General features: G+C 43.5%; 15 protein-coding genes. 5 read left to right on the top strand and 10 right to left on the bottom strand.

All coding sequences use genetic code 11. The annotated features are described in order from the left end of the window. Positions 1-163 precede the first annotated feature (163 nt). From AC07XU_RS17165 to AC07XU_RS17175, 3 genes are all read right to left on the bottom strand, one after another. Complete coding sequence (locus AC07XU_RS17165) at positions 164-1,036, bottom strand: hypothetical protein (RefSeq protein WP_494944856.1); 873 nt, start codon at positions 1,034-1,036, stop codon at positions 164-166. 212 nt (positions 1,037-1,248) lie between these two features. Further along, positions 1,249-3,363 carry a KAP family P-loop NTPase fold protein gene (locus AC07XU_RS17170; protein ID WP_494944857.1) on the bottom strand — a complete coding sequence of 705 codons (2,115 nt, stop codon included), beginning with the start codon at positions 3,361-3,363 and terminating at the stop codon, positions 1,249-1,251. A 410-nt stretch (positions 3,364-3,773) separates the two neighbouring features. After that, on the bottom strand, positions 3,774-5,555 hold the full coding sequence (locus tag AC07XU_RS17175; RefSeq protein WP_494944858.1) for an ATP-dependent nuclease: 1,782 nt from the start codon (positions 5,553-5,555) through the stop codon (positions 3,774-3,776). Between the two features lie 261 nt (positions 5,556-5,816). On the opposite strand from AC07XU_RS17175, the gene AC07XU_RS17180 reads away from it, so the two are divergent. Next, positions 5,817-6,713, top strand: a complete 897-nt coding sequence (locus AC07XU_RS17180; protein ID WP_494944859.1) for a DNA cytosine methyltransferase — start codon at positions 5,817-5,819, stop codon at positions 6,711-6,713. Here the strand turns inward: AC07XU_RS17180 and AC07XU_RS17185 are convergent. From AC07XU_RS17185 to AC07XU_RS17200, 4 genes are all read right to left on the bottom strand, one after another. Further along, positions 6,710-7,603 carry a hypothetical protein gene (locus AC07XU_RS17185; RefSeq protein WP_494944860.1) on the bottom strand — a complete coding sequence of 298 codons (894 nt, stop codon included), beginning with the start codon at positions 7,601-7,603 and terminating at the stop codon, positions 6,710-6,712. The genes AC07XU_RS17180 and AC07XU_RS17185 overlap by 4 nt on opposite strands. A gap of 2 nt (positions 7,604-7,605) precedes the next feature. Further along, the gene (locus tag AC07XU_RS17190) at positions 7,606-7,809 is read right to left on the bottom strand and encodes a helix-turn-helix domain-containing protein (RefSeq protein ID WP_494944861.1); all 204 of its coding nucleotides are present in this window, start codon (positions 7,807-7,809) and stop codon (positions 7,606-7,608) included. A 345-nt stretch (positions 7,810-8,154) separates the two neighbouring features. Further along, complete coding sequence (locus tag AC07XU_RS17195) at positions 8,155-8,529, bottom strand: helix-turn-helix domain-containing protein (protein WP_494944862.1); 375 nt, start codon at positions 8,527-8,529, stop codon at positions 8,155-8,157. A 339-nt stretch (positions 8,530-8,868) separates the two neighbouring features. Beyond that, on the bottom strand, positions 8,869-9,279 hold the full coding sequence (locus AC07XU_RS17200) for a hypothetical protein (protein WP_494944863.1): 411 nt from the start codon (positions 9,277-9,279) through the stop codon (positions 8,869-8,871). Here AC07XU_RS17200 and AC07XU_RS17205 point away from each other — a divergent pair. The 4 genes from AC07XU_RS17205 to AC07XU_RS17220 all read left to right on the top strand — a co-directional run bounded on the left by AC07XU_RS17205 (position 9,243) and on the right by AC07XU_RS17220 (position 16,578). Then, a complete protein-coding gene (locus AC07XU_RS17205; protein WP_494944864.1) occupies positions 9,243-10,544 on the top strand; it encodes a hypothetical protein in 1,302 nt (433 codons plus the stop codon). The two genes, AC07XU_RS17200 and AC07XU_RS17205, sit on opposite strands and share 37 nt — an antisense overlap. Beyond that, a complete protein-coding gene (locus tag AC07XU_RS17210) occupies positions 10,544-13,798 on the top strand; it encodes a SusC/RagA family TonB-linked outer membrane protein (protein ID WP_494944865.1) in 3,255 nt (1,084 codons plus the stop codon). Before AC07XU_RS17205 ends, AC07XU_RS17210 begins: the two co-directional genes overlap by 1 nt. Positions 13,799-13,823: 25 nt before the next feature. Continuing rightward, positions 13,824-15,203, top strand: a complete 1,380-nt coding sequence (locus tag AC07XU_RS17215) for a RagB/SusD family nutrient uptake outer membrane protein (RefSeq protein WP_494944866.1) — start codon at positions 13,824-13,826, stop codon at positions 15,201-15,203. Positions 15,204-15,507: 304 nt separating this feature from the next. Beyond that, positions 15,508-16,578: an IS110 family RNA-guided transposase gene (locus AC07XU_RS17220; protein ID WP_494944867.1), complete on the top strand. Its 1,071-nt coding sequence runs from the start codon at positions 15,508-15,510 to the stop codon at positions 16,576-16,578. A gap of 261 nt (positions 16,579-16,839) precedes the next feature. On the opposite strand, the gene AC07XU_RS17225 is transcribed toward AC07XU_RS17220, so the two are convergent. The 3 genes from AC07XU_RS17225 to AC07XU_RS17235 form a co-directional block, all read right to left on the bottom strand. Continuing rightward, positions 16,840-17,163: a hypothetical protein gene (locus AC07XU_RS17225; RefSeq protein WP_494944868.1), complete on the bottom strand. Its 324-nt coding sequence runs from the start codon at positions 17,161-17,163 to the stop codon at positions 16,840-16,842. Then, complete coding sequence (locus AC07XU_RS17230; protein WP_494944869.1) at positions 17,160-17,657, bottom strand: MauE/DoxX family redox-associated membrane protein; 498 nt, start codon at positions 17,655-17,657, stop codon at positions 17,160-17,162. The genes AC07XU_RS17225 and AC07XU_RS17230 overlap by 4 nt, the downstream gene beginning before the upstream one ends. Before the next feature lie 164 nt (positions 17,658-17,821). Then, the gene (locus AC07XU_RS17235; protein WP_494944870.1) at positions 17,822-18,487 is read right to left on the bottom strand and encodes a Crp/Fnr family transcriptional regulator; all 666 of its coding nucleotides are present in this window, start codon (positions 18,485-18,487) and stop codon (positions 17,822-17,824) included. Positions 18,488-18,582: the final 95 nt, after the last annotated feature.

Consider the following 18,582-nt stretch of genomic DNA (forward strand, 5'->3'; position numbering starts at 1 on the left):
TGCCAGTCACAGGTGATAAACCTGCTAAGTTGATGTTTGGGTAGCATTGTTCAGGAATTATAGATAGCTACTAAGGTTCGATATTCATAATTGTACATTAACAGTTGTCCAATCGCTCTTGCTAAATATATATATATAGAAAATATTTATAGATGTGATATCATTAAGCTACTTTACCGAAATGTCTATCCCAATCTTTCTTAATCTCATCGAGAGAAGCCTGCGTGATTTCGGTACTGCGAAACTTATTTATAGATTTTAAAAAAATATTTGCTTTTCCAAGTTTCCCCGTATCAATGTCACACTCCTCCATGAAGTTACTTCCTTCTTCTACGCTTAGCTCATTGTTTTCTCTGTATTTTTCTTCAATATCTTCAAGGATACCTAGTTGTATAAAGCCGATGTTGCGGAAGAATATATTTTTTAGATTATTCATTACCTCGATGGAGATTTCAGATGAATATAGGGTTTCCTCAATAACCTTAACAGCGTTGAAGGCCGCCATCGCAAACTGTGCAATGGAGATGTCATTCTCACTGTAAATAGTCATTGCCTCGCAGTTTGCTTTCCTAATAGCGGTTTTTCTCTGATCTTCAGGTGTTTCATCAAATGGGCCAAAGATCACCTTATTTTTCGCAGAATCCAGAAAGAATATCGCCTCATATCCATTATAGAGTCTCCCTCCTCTGGTAATGTTAAGATTTTCTACCGCCTTTTCATATCTCTCTAACTGATTATATATAATGTTGGTGATCCGATTAACTGAAAATTCATTTCTAGTTTGTGCCATTTCTTCCCGTTGGAATCCAAGCTCTTTTCGCTGCATAAGTATGGTTAGCACAAGACCTACAACAGTAACGCCCGAAAATAGCGCATTCAACGCGCCGTATGTGTCTCCGAATGTTCCGCTTTTCTGCCAGTCATTCATAAAGGCATTTACAAGGAATGGAAAAGATATTGAAATTAATAATAGCCCTAATCCTGTGAAGAAGGCTATTTTGTAATAATTATCTTTTGGTGTTGGTTTTTTAGTCATGAGTTTTTATTTGGTTGATTTAATTTTTTTTAACCGTAAGCATCTCTTTCTTAAGTTAATATGTAATAACATAATTTCTTAAAAATTTAATTTAGCTTTCTGAAGATCTTGGCAATGATTTGAAGGGGATAGTGTTAATCACTTAATCAACAATTATTTATCTATTTTCGAGGAGAGTTTCAGAGCTATTGGTATTGAAAACAAATATGAAACTACTTGTCAACTTTAGGGGCTGTTCCCATTTTGAATGCAAGAAATTGTCTTGTCAGATTTTCTAAATCTTGAGTTTCCCCCCTTTCAATCCAGCGTGCCTCAGAAGATAATTGTTCATCTGTAAACATTTTCTTGATTTGTTTAACCAACAGACCAACATCGGTCGAGAGTTCTATTATTTCGTATGATGATTTCCTCAAGTTTTTCAGATAAATGAAATCATTAGTGGATTTGCGTTCGTTCTCAACAAATAAATTTAATATATCAATAAACGCCGTTTCATCTTCATTCAAAACTTTTTTCAGATAATCTTGAGACTCCTCAAAGTCAATATTTGTCCATACATTCCATAAGTATTTAGAATATAGAGGGTAGGACTTGAATATTGATAAGGGTTTGGCTAGTGCAACAATTCTTTTTATAGCTAACTTTCTGAACAAATTTGATCTGGACGCCTTCGTCCGCAATAATGATCTTTTATCATTTTCCCATTCTTCAATCATGTTTGTTAAAAAATCAATATCGTATGACGCCTCAATAATCACTTTTCCATATTCTTCTTGATGCTCTTCTTCTGTTGACAATAGAATTTCATTAATTATCTCTACCGCGAGCTTACTCATAGTTCCTATTTCAAAAGTTCCTTCATGCCCATTTCCTGTAAAATAATCGCCATGTTTTGCCATAAAGCAGCAAAAGCTAATTTTGTCTATATCTGTACATTGTGGGGCAACAACTGATATTTTGGAAAGAAGAGTATTCATTGAATATAACTCGACTAAATTCTTGACACGGAGAAATGCATCTGTTTTTTTATCAAGTGTTATCAATAAGTCTTTGACTTCAAGATCTGATAAATCGCCAATAATGACCGCGTAAGTAAAGTATCGTTCAAAGTAGTGAGGAGAGGTTATACACTGGTTTTTATAGTATATCTTATCATTAGTGTAAAAATTTTCCTCTCCCCGTAATATAGGAAATAAGGTCTTCAATAATTGTATCGCCCCATTTTCATCGTTGGTAGTATCTTTCAGCAAATATAGTTTTTGATTTATGAACTCTGTTATTGAACCATCTGGGTCATTCAGTTGACGATTACCTAGAAAGAGATCCGCATTGTATCTAACAAAATTATAATACGCCGGATAGAAAATCTTTATCGCTTCAATGATCATAAGATCAACAATGTTGACCTCTCCGTTAAGTAACGGAATTGAAAATGAAAGCGTATTCGAGTATCTTGTAGCTACCCTCGGTGTGTTCATTCTTGCTAATATTCCAAATTTATATGCGTCAAGAAATCTATCCATTTCATATTCATGTAACTGGATACTGTTATCGCTTAAATGCTTTTTTATCTGGTCAAGGGAAAATTTCTGAATGATTTCTGGTCTTACCATTGGAAGACGCAAAGGCACTTGGATAATCTTTTCTAGGAAGTTCTGTCCAGATATAATAGTTCCATCTCCAAAGCGCTCGCCCAAAGCTGCGGCCACCATTCTTTCGTCAAAAGAAAGAACATAACTAGTGTTAGAAAAATCAGCAGTCAGTTTTACAATCCGAAATATGGCATGGATTTCTTCTTTGTCCAAACGATCTATGTCATCGATCATGATTGTAATTCTTTTGCCTGAAGCCTCAATAAGTTTATTTGTTCTTGCCTTTAACTGTTCAGTGTCAGTCAAATCCAAAACACCACCTGCTTTTTCGATAGTTTGACCGATATTTCCCATGACAGGTATTTCAAAACTTACTAAGCTTCCATATTTCTTGAGTAATTCACCTACCTTTTCCTTATTATTTTTGAGTTTGACATCAATGGAATTTGCCAATTGGTAAAAGAATTGTGTTAATAACGTTTGTTCATCTTTATATCGCCATGGATTGAATTTCATCACTACGTGAGCTTTTTCTTTGACGAGCTCCTCGGCTATAAAGTTTAGTACAGATGTTTTGCCCTCACCCCAAGAGCCATAAATTCCAATGACGATACAGGATGATACATTTCTGTTAATTATAGTTTCGGCAATTCTTTTGGAAAAATTAAATCTCTGAAATCTATCTTGATTCTGCGTTTCTACTGGTAAGTCTGGGGAGTAGTTAGTTTGGGTCATTTTTGAGATATATTGATAACGTAATTTAATTGTAATGCAAAATAATGATAATCCTATAGTCGCCAAATTAAATCGGATTTATCATCGTGTTAATGTTGCCTATGTTTACAATATGCTATGTGTTTTCATAAATTCATTACCTATGCTCAAAAGAGCTGCTAGGGAGTAGTGGCAATGTGATTAGAATTTCCCAATGAAAAAAAATATGGTCTAAATATTAAGCACTGGTAAATTTATAATTGATTAAGAGTTTCATCAATTTTTTTTGCAAGTCCTGAACATCCGCTTTTGAAATGCTCTCCTTTATAATTTTTTAGTGATTATAATCAGTTATCGGTCGAATTAGTATAATTAAGAGTATAATTAAAACATTTGGTTATATTCAAGTTTTTTCTCCCATCTAGACAATATTATTCCATAGCTCTGTTCAAATCGACTTCCAACTGGTCAATGTCTGACCATTGAATACAGTTTTTAGGAGTTTGTTTGTTGTGATCAATTAATGCATCCAATAAATGTTTTACAGTCTTAAATTTTTCTTCATCTTCGGACAAGGTAAGGATGGCATTGTATGGTTTTTCCTTTGAAACCTCCATGTCAAAGTAGGCCTTTTCGAAGTCTGGTAGAGATGCCAATAATCTCACATTCGTTCCATTAGGTTTATCCGATACAGCTTTTAGGATATTGTAATTATTACCCCAGGCAGGGTTTCCCTTACCAGCTTTGGTTTTTGGTATGTCACTGTCGTGCAAAACCGAATAGCTGGCGCCAAAATGGTTCAAAATTTTCACTAATGAAACTATCGTGGCCTTTCCCCTTGCTCTTATGATATGCAGGTCCTTATATTCCTCTAAATGTTTGGATTTGATGTAGTTGAATGCAGTGTATTCTGTATCACCTTCGACAACTACTACTTTACCTCCAAATAAAAATTCTGCAACGTATGGATCACACATATTTAAGAGTTTGATGTTTTCCTTGTCCCCTTCGTCGAGTTTGGCTTTGTCTGGGCGGAAAATAGTGGTTCCTTCCACATCACCATTGCCATTTCTTTCTACTCTGACAATTGTTGTGTTATCTCTCGAAAAGTCAATAAAGATCGGGGAGTGCGTAGTTACCATTACCTGCCAATTACCAAACGCAGGTAAGTCGTAAAGTACTTTACATGCTTCCCTGATAGCGTTCGGGTGTAGGCATATTTCAGGTTCGTCAATCAGTAATATATGTGGACGGGTGGGAATATCTCCATCGACTTTTGGTCTGGTAGTCTCTGATATATATTTCAGCGCTGTCCATAGCAAAGTTCTTCGTGCCCCACTTCCTTGCTTGTCAATTGTACTCATGTATCCATCCATCGGACCCATCAATAGATCAGAAGTCCATTTGAATAGAACGGACTCTGATTTTTTGTCAGGCTGAGCATCAAAACTGATCTTATAATTTGGAAAGACTTTATCAATAAGCGAACTCAGCTCATCATTTGCAGAGTCTATTTGTCCTCTTGTATCTTTTATTACTTTAGCCTGTACAACTTCTATTGATTCTAGCATTTGATGATATTCATTCTTCTGCTGGTCGGTCTTCATCTGGCTAACCTTCTCCAAAATCCCAGCCATCAGTAGTTTTTTGATAGCTTCAGCCTGATCTTCCGGTTTACTAAAAGCATCTACCTTATGGGGTTCAGGTCTTCTGGTATTAGCAACTCCTGCGGGGCCAAAAGGCGCTTTTGAAGCATGCCAGTCTCCCGTTGTAACATCCCATCCTCGTCTAACCGGTGAGCCCACGCTATTCCATGTCCATTTTTCTCGGACGAGTAGTTCGCCTTGTTCGGTTGTCTCTACCCAATTTTTTCCAACACGTTCTTCGAAGACGACTGTATGAAGTTCAATCTCGGGAAGGTTATCTGGGTCTATTATTTTGTTGGGAAAATCATCCTGGTTTATCTTTGCCTCATTTGAGCCTTCAGACATAACAAGTTCATATGCTCTGAGGAGTGAACTTTTACCTGCATTGTTAGGACCTACTAATACTACAATATCATTGAGGTCTATATGGACTGCTTTAGATCCTATGCACCTGAAATTTTTTACGATTAGTTTTACCAACCGAGGGTTTTTCATGGTTGAAATGACCTCTATCTCATCATTGCTTACAGGTGCTTTTACAGTTTTAATTTCTTTGGTCTTTCCCATTGGGATAATATTTTAATTTTGGCAAGCTAAGGAATATTTTAGATTGGTAATTACGGGAAACCGTAATTACATATGATTTTCTTAGATGATACTTTTTTGTCAAAAGAAAGATAATTAAATAACGTTCAATTTTTTTGTAGTTAAAACCCAGATATGGGTGGTATCTGAACTGCATTGTATTTTTTGGTTTTATGCAATGTTGAAAGTTTATATTAATTGGATTTTCTAAGTATAGCTAAATCGACTATATTAGTCAATTATATGAAATTGAGAGTTGCATCATTTTTTAGCGGAATAGGTGGTTTCGACTTGGGTTTGGAAAATGCTGGGATGAAAGTTGTTTTTCAATCAGAAATAAACAAGTTTTGTCAAAAAGTGCTTAAAAAACACTGGCCTAATGTAAAATTGAATACCGATATTAATAGTTTAAATGTTAAAGAAATTCCTAATGCAGATATATGGTGTGGTGGTTTCCCATGTCAGGATTTATCTTTAGCAAATCAGGGTAAAAGAAAGGGTTTAAAAGGTGAAAGAAGTGGATTGTTTTATAGATTCTCTGAGCTCCTCAGAGATAGACGACCTAAATGGATCATTCTTGAGAATGTTCCGGGATTACTCAATAGCGACCAGGGGGAGGATTTCAGAATACTCATATCAACCTTGGATGAACTCGGGTATGGCATTTCGTGGAGAATTTTTGATGCTAAATACTTTGGAACACCACAGCGACGACGAAGAGTCTACATTGTCGGAAGTCTTGGAAGCCTCAAGTCCAGCGAGGTACTTTTTGAGTCCGAAGCAACTGAAATCGCTCCTAAATCGGGCATGGGAAAGAGGGACGAATCTTCCGGAGGATTATCAAAAGGCTCTGGAAACTCAACTGTCTATTCTATCCAACATGCTGGAATCGGAAGGAAGCCATCTGCAGGGCCACAAGCTAAAGGATTCAGAAATGATGGAGAAACTTATACCCTTGATTCAAGAGGAAGTTCAGATGCTGTATGTTCGACGAATGATGCCTTCGGAATACGAAAAACTGCAGGGCTTTCCGGAACAATGGACTCGAATAGATACAGATCAGTAGGTAATGCGGTAGCTGTACCCATTATAGAATGGATCGGGGAAAGAATCATTGCTGTAGAGAAGTTAGGTCTCTAAGTGTTTTTATGTATTTCTCCGTTTAAAAGGTTGAAAAAACCCTGAAACATTTTAGGGTGTGGCTTACCAACAGCTATTAAGGTTTGAACGAAAGTAATGTAGTTTGTAAAAATTGTTCGACTTTCATCAATTTTAAAGTGGAGTATAGATGAGTTGGGTTCTGAAATTTCGTTAAAGCCGATTATAGCCAAAGTCCAATTATTTTCTTTCAAATCAACTAAATTTGCATATTTAACTCGTTTCCATAGGTAATCATAAAGCAAATTACCAACACAGAAGACCATACCGCCACCAGTAAGTTGAGCAATATTTCCTTTAATCAAAAATTGTTCTTGTTGCCTTCTCCAAGCATTGGTAACTATTGGAGCTGCTTTAACAAATTTTGCTAATTGTTCATTTGTGCGAAGCGGATCATTTTCCCATTCATGAACATGCCTTGTAATTGCTCCTGTACTTGACGTCTCACCACCACCTTGCATTTCTAGTATCACATTTTTTTGACCGCTACTCCTTCCGCGGTTTCCTATGTTTTTCATTATATAATCTGCATGGTAGCTTGAGCCATCAATAACTGGAATGTTTTCCTCTTGACGTATTGCAATGTCTTGGGGAAGTACATCGTCTCCGTAGATACATTTTGCAACTTCGAAAAGTAATTCTTTTTGATAAGGCAAAAGCTCGATTCTTTTTGTCGCACACAACCTATGTCTACAAACAATCCATGATTCGCCATTAGTTTGCGTCACAGTGCATATAGGTTTTTTACTTTCTTTTAGCTTAACACAAGTATCCTTCATAAATGGACAGTTCTGTTCTCCAGTAACTGGCATTATCTTATTAGGATTTCCTACGGTTTTTTGACCAAAATATTCTGCAACTCTAACTGGCATAATTAAACGAAAAAGTCTTTGATTTCAATTTTTAGGGCCTTTGCTAATTTATAAATTACTTCAAGTGATACATTTCGTTCACCTTTCTCGATACTTGGAATGTAAGTTCTATCTAATTCAGCTAAGTTGGCCAATTTCTCTTGGGATAATGCTTGGTCTAACCTCAACCTTTTAAGCTGTTGACCAAACTTTACTTTAATGTCCATTTCCAAAGATTGATTTATGTTGTTTATGATACAACGGACAATTGTCTACAGGTAGGTGCATTTCATGTATTTCTTAGAAATCATTTATAAACTTTCAACTTTTGATAAATAGTATTTAACATAAAAAAAATGACCTAGCATTGTTAAAAAAAGCTTTTCAATCGGCTTCAGCGTTTACTAAAAAATTCTGTCTGAAGATTCTTCACAAGACAAAAGAGTTAAAAAAGTTAACTAATTGTGAGTAACATCAAATCAGTTACCCATGCCTTTTCAATTGTAACATAAAACAAGCAAGTCTTCGACATCTTTATTGTTTTATTTTATAATTTAATTAAAAGGCCTAAATTATTTTTTTCTTATAGGTTGGATATCTATAAGCTGCAGGTCCTTTTTTAAGGATATTGATCCATCTTTTTTGATTTTATGAACTTTTTTGAAGGTTAATATGACAAGATCGTGAATAGGAGTTTCAGATGGGACAAGTTCCTTTACCGGTACATCCAAAACTTTGGCAATTAAACTTAAATGACGGATGCTATATTTAGCTCTTTCTGTTAAAGTCTCAACTTTTGAAACAAATCCATCTGCTAGTTTGATTCTTTGAGATAGCTGTAACTGAGTCAAGCCTTTGCTCATTCTTATTTCCCTGATATTCTTGATTATTAGATAATCTAATTCAGATATCTCAACATACACAATATCTTTGGATTTAGTTGCCATTTTGCCAACGCAATTGACATATATAAAAAAAAATTATCAACTCCACTTGTGGATTTGAAAAATTGTCATTATATTAGACTTATTATTATAAAAAATTATAACTATTGTAAAAAAGAACTAAAAAAAATTAATTCATTAAAATGAATTGAGGTAATACTGAAAGAACTTGTGGTGAAAAGTAGGACGTTCGAACACGAGAAGTAGGGAAAACTCAATTCCTATACTATCTTTGCATAGTATCAGGATTTGGGTCGCCTGCTTATTCTGTGTTCGGCCGCTTTCGAGCGGTGGTGGTCCTACACCTTCACTACGGGATATGCATCAAGGTGGCCCAAATCTTTATGCTTTCTTTTGGTTAAAATTTTTAACCGTGGAAAGACAACTTAAAACAATTACTGAAAATACGCTAGTTTTTCCAAAGGAAGAAGTAAGCGGTTTTGGTGGTTTTTTATTTCCTCTAGAACCAATCTTTACCAGAAAACAATTATATGCACTGATCATCAAGTCTCCGGTTTGATTCCGATATAGGCGGGTGGCGGCATATTCGTTTAGGTGGTTAATAGTTTTTTTATGTCTTGCTTCTGCTTGGGCAGGGGCGTGCCGCCCGCTTTTTTTCTTTTCTTTTCTTTTTTGTTTGCTGTTGCTTCTATTTTTTGCTGTTCCCTGTCCGTGAGGATTTTGTTGGGGATTGGGGGATGGTTTAACTGATTTTAATGATGAAAAAAATAACGATTTTATGCGTATGGGCATTGCTTTGCCTGAATTTTTGTGCGGTGGGGCAGGAGCAGGTTTCGCTGTCCGGTGGGCTGAAGGTGGGTGATTTTGTGGGGGAGGATTTCTGGAGGATTCAGCACAGGGTCTATTCGGATGGGAAGGTGGTGGAAAGGAGCCTGGGGGAACATAGGGGCAGGCTTCTGGTGCTTGATTTCTGGGCGAGCTGGTGCGGTTCGTGCATCGGGAATTTTGATAAGATGATTGCTCTTCAGGGGCAGTTTGCTGGCAAGGTGAAGATACTTCCTGTGACCTATGAGGATAAGTCGGGCTTTGGAGAGTTCATGAAGGGGGTGAACGGAGGTAAGATAGAGGTGCTGGGCTCTATTATAGAGGACCGGTCGTTGAGGCTGCTTTTTCCGCATCGGCTTATTCCGCATTATGTGTGGATCGGTTCGGATGGGAAGGTGGTGGCAATGACCTCGGGTGAGGATTTCTCGGCAGCTGGTATTGCCCAGGCGATTGCTGGCGAGGTGGTCGTGGCTGCAAGCAAGGTGGATAGGGATGTGGAGCGTCCGCTGTTTTCCGCGGATGACCTGGTGATGGACAGCCTGCTGTATTATTCGGTTTTGACTAGGGGAAGGCTGGAAGGAACGGGTAGCTCGAAGGTGGCCAGAAGATCCGGCGGGGTGGTTAGGGGATACCTTTTTACCAACCATTCGATGGAGTGGCTGTACGGGGTGTGTTTCAGGGGGCTTGATGCGACCTATAGTGCAAACAGGCTGGATGTGCAGCTGACAAGCAGCGAGGGGTTTTCTGCTACCGGTTCTGATCCGAATTCAACTGACTGGTTCAAAAGAAACGCCTATTGCCTAGATCTGATCGTGCCCAAGGATAGGGCGGGGATGCTGTACAGCGATATGCTGGATGCGCTGAACAGGTATGGGCCCTATCTGGGGGTGGTTGAGCCGGTGGTTTCCCGGTGCCTGGTGCTGGTGCGAAAGGGGGATGAAGGAGCCTTTGGTTACAGCGGTGGGGAATTTCTGAACCGCAGGGACGAGGGCAGCTGGGAGATGAACAGGGTTCCGATGGGATTTCTGGTGGGAAGGCTCAACGAGGAGGATAAGATGGGCATGCGGATTTTGGATGAAACCGGATATGCCGGGCAGATCAGTATCAAACTTTCTGGGGACCTTGGAAACCTTCAGGTGCTCAACAGTGAACTTTCTAGGTATGGACTGAAGCTGGTTAAGGCCAAAAGGCCGATCAACACATTTGTAATCAAAGATAAACCGATAAGATAATGAAGAAGATTTACGAGTATATAATTATGGTGCGGGGGAAAAGGGTGGTGTGGGATCTGATTGGCAGAACTGGGTCAAGGATGATGCTGGTTGCTGGTTTTTTGCTGTTTATGTTTCTGGATGCTGCCGGTCAGCAGTTTTCCGGGGTGGTCAGGGACTCTCAGACCAGGGAGCCTCTGGCAGGGGTCTCGCTTACCTCGGTGAAAACCGGGCGGGTGTTTTCAAGTGGTGAGAACGGCAGGTTCTCTTTTTCCCGTACGGCAGGTGATACGCTTATGGTGAGTTTTTTGGGCTATAGGACCAGGCGGGTTACCGTGGGAGAGGTTTCTTTGCTGGAGATCCTGCTTGAGACTGATCAGAGCTTACTGGGTGAGGTGAACATCTATACCGGATACCAAAAGATCCCCAGGGAAAGGGCTACGGGCAGCTTCACACTTATAGATGAGAAGCTTTTCAGCCAGCAGGTGGGTACCACCATTCTGGACCGGTTGCCCAATATTGCGGTTGGGGTGAGCCTTGACCGGCGTACGGTGACCCCTTCGCTTTCGGTCAGGGGACTGAGTACGATGCAGGGGCCGAGGTCTCCGCTGATCATCCTTGACAATTTTCCCTATCAGGGCAGCCTGGAGAATTTGAACCCGAATGAGGTGGAAAGCATCTCTATTCTGAAGGATGCCGCCGCGGTTTCCATTTGGGGAGCAAGGGCTGGCAATGGGGTGATCGTGATCACCTCCAAAAAGGCCAAGTTCAACCAGGGACTTAATTTTTCGCTGACCAGTAACTTTACTGTTGGCGCCGAGCCTGATCTTTTCAGGATCAAGCAGATTTCCTCAGCTGAGCTGATAGACGTCGAGCAGATGCTTTTTGCTGCGGGCAAGTACGAGGTCACCAATGCGGCAGGGGCTCAGTTCCCGGTGACCCCAGTTGTGGCGCTGCTTCGAGGTAGGTCTGCGGGCCAGGTGTCCGATGCCTTTGTGTCCCAGCAGCTGGGGGAGTGGGCAAACCAGGATGTGCGAGATGAGTTTGCAAGGTATTTCTATAGGCCGCTCTTCAATCAGCAATATGCATTTACGGTGAGCGGTGGCAGCGAGAAGCTGGCATTCAGGGGAAGCGTGGGTTATGATAGGAACCAGAATGAGCTTGGAGCGGGTTTCAGCAGGCTGAATACGAACCTATTTACCTCGTTCAGGCCGCTGAAGGGCCTGGAGATTTCCTCGAACGTATTTCTGACCAGTAGTGGCAGCAGCCTGGGAAGGCCAGCTTATGGGGAGGTGACGATGGCAGGGGGGAATATTCCGGTGTATACCCGGTTCGCAGATGCTGCGGGAAACCCGGTGCCATTGGCCAAGAACTACTCTCTTGGTTATCTGCAGACCGCTGGTAACGGCAGGCTTCTGGACTGGAGGTACTATCCGTTGAACGATCACAACTTCCGCTCGGTTGATACCGAAAGCCTTGATGTGATGGGAAACCTGAACGCAAGCTACAGGATGGACTGGGGGCTGGGGGTCTCGTTGCTATATAGGGTCAAGACCCAGGTCTCCGACCAGCAGACGATCAACGGGGTGGAAAGCTTTTTTGCAAGGGATCTGATCAACAGCTTCTCGCAAATCGATCCTCAGACTGGGGTGGTGAGCTACCGGGTTCCAAATGGCGGGGTCATAGACAGGCGGGCAAACCGCCAGCCCAGCCAGAACCTTAGGGGGCAGCTGGATTTTTCAAGGGACTTTGGCGATCACGGGGTGGCGGCACTTCTGGGGGCGGAGTTCAGCGAGGATGTGAACAGTTCAAACCAGTACCGCTCCTACGGCTATGACTCTGAGGTGCTGACTACAGCCCCGGTTGACTACGTGAACCGCTATCCCAACTTTGCCTCCGGCGCCTTGGGGTTGATTCCCGACAACAGTTCCACGGTATCTCTTGTGAACAGGTTCGTATCCTCGTTTTTCAATGCCAGCTACAGCTACAAGAAAAGGTATACCTTTTCTGTGAGCGCTAGGAAGGATGGTTCTAACCTATTTGGGGTACTGCCCAACAACAGGTTCAATCCGCTGGGTTCGCTGGGGCTTTCATGGGATATATCTGGGGAACCATTTTTCAAAAAAGGGGTACTCAGCTATCTTAGGGTCAGGAGCACCTTTGGTTACAGTGGCAATACCGACCAGAACCGCACGGCCTATCCGACCTTGTTCTACAGGGGACAGTCGAGCTTTACCATGACCCCTCACGCCACCCTGTTCAGTTATGCCAATCCCGAGCTGAAATGGGAAAAGGTGGCGATGTTCAATGCGGCGGTGGATTTTGCGATACGTGGAGATAGGCTGAAGGGCAGTGTGGAATATTACCGGAAAAACGCAACCGACCTTTTCGGTAGCGCGCAGGTGGATTATACAGGTGGTGCCGGTGGCACGATCACCAAGAACGTTGCCTCGATGGTGGGAAACGGCATGGACGTGGAGCTGCAGTCGGTTAACCTCACGGGAAGCTTGGGCTGGAGCACCCAGCTCAACCTTGCCCTGAATACCACCAGGGTGACCGCTTTCTATTCCAATGCGGTCTATGGAAACAGGTTCGTCTCTGGGACCACCCCTTCGATGACCGGCTGGGTGGGTAGGCCCCTTTACTCGGTATATTCCTACAGGTGGGAAGGGCTGGATCCAAAGACGGGAGCTCCGCTGGGTGTTGTGAATGGGCAGGTAAGCAGCGACTACACCGCCATCACCGGTACGGGAACCCTGCTGGAGGATCTGGTATACCACGGCTCTGCCATGCCCAGGTGGTTTGGCAACCTCGGGAATAACTTCACTTACGGTGGCCTTTCGCTGTCTGTGGCGCTGAACTATAAACTCGGTTATTATTTCCGCAAACAGTCGATCGATTACAACAGCCTATATAATTCCCGGGCCGGGCATTCGGACTATTCGCTGAGGTGGCAGAAGCCTGGCGATGAGCTGACGACCCAGGTACCCGCTGCTGCCTACCCTGTGGTTTCCGGTAGGGACACCTTTTACGCCGGTGCATCGGTGAACGTGGTACGTGGGGATCATTTGAGGCTGCAGTATGTGACCCTGAACTACCGCTTGGGTAAAAAGGAGGCTGCATGGCTGCCGTTCAGGGTGTTGAACGTTTATGCCAATGCGAACAATCTGGGGCTTTTGTGGACGGCCAATAAAAACGGTATTGATCCGGACTATCCAGAATCGAGTATCCCATTGACCAGGAATATCGCTATCGGCCTCAGGGCGGAGTTTTAAATTTTTTCGACCTAAAGCTTATTTTATGAAAACTACAAACTATAACTATCTTTTGGTGCTGCTTGTGATGCTGGCAGCCATGGCCTGCGGCTGCAAGAAGTTCCTTGATGAAAAACCGACAAAGAACCAGGTCATTCCCTCCAAGCTGAAGGATGCCCAGGCGCTGTTGGACTATTCGATTACCGTCAACCAGACCGATCTGATGTCGGGGGAGGTTTCAGCGGATGACTACTCGGTTACCGATGCCAGGTTTGCCGCGCTTACCGAGCAGATGGGAAGGATGTACACCTGGCAGAAGGGGAACCTGTATGACCCGGTCATCAACGAATGGAAGCGGATGTATGATATGATCCATGTGGCCAATATGGCCCTGGAGACCTTGCAGGGTATTCCACGCAGCTCCGAAAATGGAGTCCAGTGGGATCAGATCAGGGGACAGGCGCTATACCTGCGTGCCCATTTCTATTTCCAGGGGGCACAGGTCTGGTGCCTGGGCTATGACCCGGCAACTGCGGGCCAGCAGGCTGGTCTTCCCTTGAGGCTGAACACCAACTTCAACGAGGTTTCTGTGAGGTCTACGGTAGCCCAGACCTATGGGTTGATCGTGCAGGACCTGAATGAGGCGGTGGCACTGTTGCCTGCCGTGGCCGTTGCTCCGACCAGGCCCTCAAGGCAGGCTGCCCACGGTATGCTTGCAAGGGTGTATCTTTCCATGGGGGAGTTTGCCAAGGCTGGAGAGCAGGCGGCGCTCTGCCTTTCGATGCCCCATCAGCTGATTGATTTCAACAGCCTTGTTCCAACCGCGGCCTTTCCCATCAGGCAGCTCAGCAGCGAGGTGATCTACCAGAGTAGGGCTGTTAGCCTTTCTGCTGTAAGCAATGCAACGGCTATGATCTCTAGGGAGCTTTATAACACCTATCAGTCCAATGATCTTAGAAGGGCTGTGTTCTTCAGAGCCAATACCGATGGTTCATATGGTTTCAAGGGAAGCTATGAGGGCTCCTCGAACTATTTTACAGGGCTGGCGGCAGACGAGGTTTACCTGATCGGGGCCGAGTGCAAGGCCCGGGAGAACAAGATAGCTGAGGCGATGGAGCTTTTAAGGATTTTGATGGTCAAGCGTTTCCGTATCGATCCGCTGACAAGGCAATCCACCTATGTAGTCCCCCAGATCTCCGGTCAGCAGCAGGCGATCGAGCTTGTGCTGCTGGAAAGAAGAAAGGAGCTTTTGATGAGGGCTTTGAGATGGATGGATATCAAAAGGCTGAACGTACAGGGGGCAAATATCGGGATCACGAGGACGGTTAATGGTACGGTTTACCAGCTTGAGCCCGGAAGCAGGAGGTTTGCCATGAGTATACCGGATGACGTGATAGAGATTTCAGGTATGGCTCAGAACGATTAGTGGACGATCAGACATTGCGTTATATTACATTGGGATCTCTGTTGCCACCTGGAATTTTTAAAAAAAACTTATTTTCAGCATTAACCTTTTGAGATGGCTTTCTACCAGTTGGGGAACAAATCTGCCAGCAAGGCTAGCGACCTATCAGTGGATAATGTCCATCTTGGTTTTGGAGGTCAACACACAATTGGTTTGTAAACCTTAACGGTTATTGGGCGGGAGGAGCGCTGACAGACATCTAAGGGAAGACCTAGAGCAAGATTTAGTGCCCGTCCATTTTTTATTTGAACTAGAATACTATTTTATGCCTGCACATCTCAACGCCGATGAATATACCTACTTCATCGGTACCGATATTTCGAAGAACAAACTTGACCATGCGGTCTATAAAGGCAGGACATTGCTTTTCCATCAAGTGATCAAAAACGATGTGGCGGAGATCAACGCTTTTATGGAGAAAGTGAAAAAGATCCGGAACTTTGCGATGTACAGGGCGGTGTTCGTGATGGAAAATACTGGCTTTTACGGCAACCATTATATGGAGGTGCTCAGTGGGATGAAGGCGAATATTGTAGTCGAGGATGCTGGACATATCAAAAATTCGCTTGGACTGATCCGTGGAAAGAACGACAAAATTGATTCCATGCGGATTGCCGAATTTGCCTATAAGTGCAGGGAGGATTTGAGGCTGTGGATTCCAAAACGGCAGATCATGTTGGAACTTGCCAATCTGGCCACCCTGCGTTCAAGGCTAATGAGTGTGCGGGAAGCGATTGCCGAACCTCTAAAAGAGCAACAGCAGTTCATCAAGGCAGGAATTGCTGGAACGGCCAACCAGTTATGCCAGCGCAGCATCGATTCGGTCAAGGCTGATATAGCTGATGTTGACAAGGCAATATCAAGGCTTGTTGCACAAGATAAACGATTATCGAGGATATTTGCACAGATAGTTTCGGTTCCATGTATTGGTCCGGTGACCGCCTTACAGATTTTGATCAGTACCAATGAATTTCGTGACATCAGGTGCCCAAAGAAGTTTGCCTGTTATGCCGGGATTGCACCGTTTGGAAAGCAGTCCGGTACCATGACCTCGAGGGCAAGGGTATCACATATGGCCAACAAGAAGATGAAATCGCTTTTACATATCTGTGCGGTATCCGCACTCAGGGTAAAATGGGAGATTGCCGACTATTATATCAAAAAGACCAGGGATGAGGGCAAGCACAAGATGCTTGTGCTAAATGCTGTTCGGAATAAACTCATTTTGCGTGTTTTTGCCTGTGTGCTCCAGGATAGGTTCTATGAGGAAAATTACATTCGGAGCGGTGTTCCGGAATTCTTCGAGATTCCCTCCCGAGTGATTAGGGTTGAATAGGTACTGTTTTGGGACAAATTGTGCATCATAGCATCATAGATTTTTATGAACGTTGGTTTAAAGGCTTGAGCCCGTAAGTGTGAGGTTTGCCGTGTGCATACCGGATGAGGTGACAGAGATTTACGGGATGGGACAGAACGATTAAAAAAAGAACAAAAGCAGCCTGGTCTTAAGAAGACAATCAGTTGAAAATGTATGATTGAATGTAAGGGAATTGAATTAAGCTAAAAATGGTGCCGCTTGGAGGGCGGCACCATTGCCTTAGTTTTCGCGTTTGCTTACCGCATCGGCAGCAATTGCCGCATCGTTAGGGAAAGTGGCAAGGTAAGACGCCAGATCCGGGGTGCCGGGGTTCTGGTTGTCGAATTCTACCACGCATGGCAATACTTCATCTCCCGGACATGATGGAGCTGGGATACTCGAGAGCATTTCATAGGAAGAGGGATTGTCGGCATTGGCAAGTGGCTCCCCGGTTTTGAAGTGCCACTGCTCGATGGTCAGTTTCTGGTTTGTGGTAAAGGCGCTGAAAGAGAAGGCAAAGGCGGCTACCATTAGCCCCAATGCGAATTTTTTGATGTTGTTCATTTTTTTTGATTTTTAATTTTAAAATTTCGGTTGTCTTTGAGCCGGATGGCAAGGATGGCCAGGGCGATAAAGCCCAGGTTGAACCAAAGGTGCTGGTTCCAGCTCAGTTTTTCGATGGCGCCACCGCAGTTGCAGGGCAGCTTTGATGCCCATAACAGCATGCTGGCGATGTACAGGGTGAATAGGCACATCATAAGGATGAACAGATAAAGGCCCAATCGTTGGGTTCTGGGCACAATCAGCAGTAGGGCAATCAGTAGCTCGGTGATGGGTACCGACCAGCTGAGCATAAGGGCATGATCTCCTATATGGGCAATAGCCGCTAGGCCCCTGTAAAACCTGTCATGGTCCTGCAGTTTGGCATATGCTGTATAGGCGCATAGAAATATACAGCTTGCGGTAATGCCCTGGATCAGGATCTCTCTGGTCGGCCAGCTGAGCTTTGTGCTTGCCTTGTTTTGTGGTTGTTGCATCGCATTTGGTTTTGTTGCCATCTGTTGGTTCTGGTGGAGTACACCACCGCGGGCATTAGCCTGCTGGATTTTTGCTTGTTCTTTGTCACTTCCTCCTTTCTTTTGCTTCTGCCAAGTTCAGCATGATCCGGAGGTTTTCAGCCTTGCCACAGCATCGAAATAAAGTTGTTGCAGCAAACTGTGTTTCAGGAATTCCAAATCCGGATGAAATGGCTGTAGTTCAGGTGGAGATAATTGGCCAGGTCCTTTTTCTTCAGATAGGGAAGCGGCTTTCTGAAAATAGAGCGGAAGGTTTCAAGGCGTTCGTTTACAGGGAGTTCCAAAAGGCGCATGCGAAGGGTGATCCGCTGCTCGTACTGTTCAAGTACGCTCTCGTAGATGGTCTTAAGTTCGGGATAATTGCCATAAAGGGATTGCAGTGCTTCCCAGTCCCAGTGGATCAGCAGCGTTGGCTGGCATGCTTTCAGGAAATTTGGCTGGTTATGCCTGCCGGTGCTAAGGGCCTGCAGCTCATCGAGAAAGTTGATGATCGAAGGGGTCTTGCGCTCGGCGGGATCATATTCGGTGATCAGCCCAGCGAGGATAATGGCTAGGCTTCCATGTCTTCGGATGAAAGTTTCCCCCTGTTTCAGATGGGTAAGCTTTGAGCTTTCCAGGATTTTTTCCCAGGCCTGCGGCCGAAGTGCCCCGAATTGTTGGAGCCTTGCTTTCAGCGGCTGGTAGTCAGGCATGTTCAAGGGTCTTGTTTTTTGGTTTGCAATGGTATGGGTTTCTTGATCGGTCGGGCTAACGGGCCGTGAAGCAGTAATCATCAGGTCCGGAATTTTGTTTCCAAATGATTGTTGCGGCATTTCTTACGGCCAAGTCTGGAAGGTCCAATGGAATTTACAACGTACGGGAATTCCAGATTTAGTGTCTGCTGAATATAGATAGCCCTATCAGCTAG

The organism is Pedobacter sp. GW456-11-11-14-TSB4 (assembly GCF_059424425.1).